Below are 1,800 nucleotides of genomic sequence, written 5' to 3' on the forward strand. Positions count from 1 at the left end.
AGACCCTCGTGGCCTAATTTTCTTTTTTTCATCTGTCTACTTGACAGGGGGCGGTTCAGAAATCGAAAGCCGCCGCTCTTTTGCGTTTTGGCGGCAACAGGAGGATGCCGCCATGCGATTACGAATAGATAGGTACTTGTCAAAAAAAGCCTGATCTCCGCAGCGGCATCCCCTACCCAGGTTTGCGAAAATAGTCGTTTTTTGTCTGCCCATATCGCCAACCCCAACGCCCGAACAGCCTTGTGCTGTTCGGGCGTTTTTGCTTTTTCGGCGGGCCGCTCTATCCAGCCCCGTTGCCGCTCCCCGCCCTTCCTGTTCAGATTTCGCATTTCCCCAAATCTGAACAGGAGGACGACAAGATGGAGATTACCATCAAGAGATATAGTCGCAAGATGACCTACGAGGACGCCGCCACCCTTGACGAGTTTTGGGAGCTGGCCAAGCGTACCGAACGGAGCCTTGACCGGGAACAGCGGCGGCATTGGGACGGACGCGAATGTGACGAGTACATAATCGCCGCCCAGGGCGTTCTGCCCTACTGCGCCACCCCAGAGGAGTTGGTCTGCCAGCAGGAAACGCTGGATGAAATTCTGGCGGTGCTGGACCTCTGCACCAAGGCCCAGCGGGAGCGGTTTCTGCTCTATGCGCTGTACGACTTCAGCTATGCGGAGATTGGGCGGCGGTGCGGCTGCTCCAAGGCCGCAGTCCATGACAGCATTGAGGGTGTTCGGAAAAAGTTTTTCAAGTTTTTCCGCTGACCTACCCAACGATCACCCCGGCATGATGGCTACAAGGTGAGGGGCAGTCGCCCTATCACCGGGAGGGACAAGCTGCTCCGGCGGCTTGCCCCTCCTATGCCAAGGAGGTCAAAATGTCAGCGATAAATCAGCTTCAGCAAGAGTGTGTCCGTTTCTTACGGCGCACTTATACACCGTTCCGGTGTCGTGCGCCCTGCCGGGGGCGTTGCGCTCTTCGAGCGCGATGGGGAGCTGCACTCCCCAAACCCCTTGCGCACCCGCCGGAAAGAAACACCCGCTTCGCGTCTGTTCCTTTCCGGCGGGTCAGGTATCGTCAACGCCAGATTGGCGCTCACATTAAAAACGCCAAATTGACGTTTTTAGGATTTTGCCGGGGGAGCGTGTGAAATGGCAGTATCCGAAATCCCTCACATGACCTATCAGCAGTACCGAACGGCCCGGAGGCTGGTGCATGAGTGCTGTAACTATGATTGCGGGAACTGTCTGCTCCTGGATGATGGCGAGGAATGTGTCTGCCCGCAGAGCATCACCTATTCCTTAATCTGCAAATGGTTCCGCGCCGCTGTCCTTCCCCTGGACGCTGGCCTGTGCGCCGCGCTGTCCCCTCCACCCACCGTCAGACGGCGGCGCTGCCGGGAGTGCGGGAAGCCGTTTGTCCCACCCAGGCACAACACGCTCTATTGCTCCACCTGTGCCGCAGAACGCGCCAGACGGAGCAAGCGGGCCTGGGCAAAGAAAAACCGGGCTGATGTGTAGAAAAAGTACCCGCTGAAAATGCCGTAATATCAAAGAATGAGGGACAAACGAAGTATATCTACCAATGTGAACACTCCAGAGAATAAAATACCGCCCACAGCTGCCTGAGTAAGCGGCAAACAGTGGACGGCGGATTTCTTTTTTTTGAATGATGGGGGTTCGAGTCATGGGTATTTCCAAAAAACTCCAAATCCAAGGAATTTGCATCTGTAAGCGTAAAATAGCAAGGTACAGGCAAGGGGAAAAGGTGGCCGGAAATTGCAGCCACCTTTCAAGATTTACACAA

At 55.5% G+C, this 1,800-nt stretch carries 3 protein-coding genes; 2 read left to right on the top strand and 1 reads right to left on the bottom strand.

Annotated features, from left to right (window positions below; all coding sequences use genetic code 11):
* Positions 1-329 (bottom strand): hypothetical protein (locus D1641_RS19300; RefSeq protein WP_207708648.1); only part of this gene is annotated, 329 nt, incomplete at its 3' end.
* Positions 330-359: 30 nt separating this feature from the next.
* Between D1641_RS19300 and D1641_RS18800 the strand changes: the two genes are divergently transcribed.
* Complete coding sequence (locus D1641_RS18800; protein ID WP_160668507.1) at positions 360-758, top strand: sigma factor-like helix-turn-helix DNA-binding protein; 399 nt, start codon at positions 360-362, stop codon at positions 756-758.
* A gap of 387 nt (positions 759-1,145) precedes the next feature.
* On the top strand, positions 1,146-1,514 hold the full coding sequence (locus D1641_RS18805; RefSeq protein WP_160668509.1) for a cysteine-rich VLP domain-containing protein: 369 nt from the start codon (positions 1,146-1,148) through the stop codon (positions 1,512-1,514).
* Positions 1,515-1,800 lie beyond the last annotated feature (286 nt).

The sequence above is a fragment of the Colidextribacter sp. OB.20 genome, from assembly GCF_009911595.1.
Classification (GTDB): Bacteria; Bacillota; Clostridia; order Oscillospirales; family Oscillospiraceae; genus Lawsonibacter.